Origin of the sequence: Acetonema longum DSM 6540 (assembly GCF_000219125.1) — a bacterium.
Taxonomy (GTDB): Bacteria; Bacillota; Negativicutes; order Sporomusales; family Acetonemataceae; genus Acetonema; species Acetonema longum.
Map to the genome: position 1 here is coordinate 1 of NZ_AFGF01000156.1, position 1,127 is coordinate 1,127.

1 protein-coding gene is annotated in these 1,127 nt (G+C 48.5%); it reads right to left on the bottom strand.

Annotated features, from left to right (window positions below):
• Nucleotides 1-947, bottom strand: a 947-nt coding sequence (locus tag ALO_RS14710; RefSeq protein WP_004097264.1) for a hemagglutinin repeat-containing protein, incomplete at its 3' end; no start/stop codon positions are given.
• Between the last annotated feature and the right edge of the window lie 180 nt (nt 948-1,127).

A 1,127-nucleotide genomic window follows, 5' to 3' on the forward strand; every position in this document is an offset into this window, starting at 1 on the left:
CTATCTTTCTCTCTTTCCGCTATATCTCCAACAAGTTTTACTGCTTCCTGGCTAAATAGATTTGCTAATTCCTGTTTTTCTTGGACCGTCTTCTTATCAAAAATCTGGTCTAGCTTGTTAACGGCATTCTGGGTATCTCTGCTCAGTTTCGTAATATCCGCTTTCTGATTGGCCTTATCTTTAATTTCAATCGTTCCCAGAGCAATGGCGGCATGGGTAGTACTGGTTTTATCATCCGATACCGGAACCCCCAGGTTCAGGCCTGTTGCATTACCGACACCATTGCTTTCCGCCTTGTACTCGGCTTTGTTCTCTATATCCGAGAATGTCAGAGTACCGGTAGAGAGTTTATTCTTCTCGGCCTCTGCCTCACTGCCAATCACCGCGCCCTTTAAGTCGGTATTGCCTTCTACCTTAATATCAAAGCCGCCCTTGCCGGCAAAAATTCCGGTCTGCTCATTGACACTCTTATAATCCGAATCGATTTTACCTTCATTCGCGGATAGATTCGTCGAAGCCCCGGCACCAATCCCAATACTGCCGCCAACAGACTCATTCTTCTCCGTATAAGTCTCGCTATCCTGCTGGCTGGCCAGGTTTAAATCGCTTTTTACGTCAACCTCAACGGTATCGCCTTTAGCCTGTGCCCCCACCAGGTTGGTGTCATTGCCAGACTTGATGGTCAGCTTCTGTTCCGCTGTGATCGTTGTCTCGTTGTAGCTGAGGCTATGCTCATCTGTTTCGCCATTGCCTAGCTGTCCCGATACGGTCACGCCACCCTTGGTCAAATCCACGCCCACGGAGGCGGATTTCTGCGAGGATTCGCTGTCGCTGTCCATGGTATTGGCGGCTGACAGCAGGTTCACATCGTTGGCTGCGTCTAAGAGAATGTCTTTTCCGTCCACACTGGAGCCGATGATAGACTCGAAGGGACGGTTCGAAACCACTGAAAAACCCCCTGTTTTTAGCCGGTCAGGACCAATAAAGCGTGTTGATGCCCCCTATTATGATCTTTAGAGCAGGGCCAATAAAAGGATAACAATATGGGGGCTACCAATGCTGCTATTCTTTTTAGATTGACCACCAAAGCTGTCAGCTTGGCTTGCAGGTTCACGCTTTTTAGACCA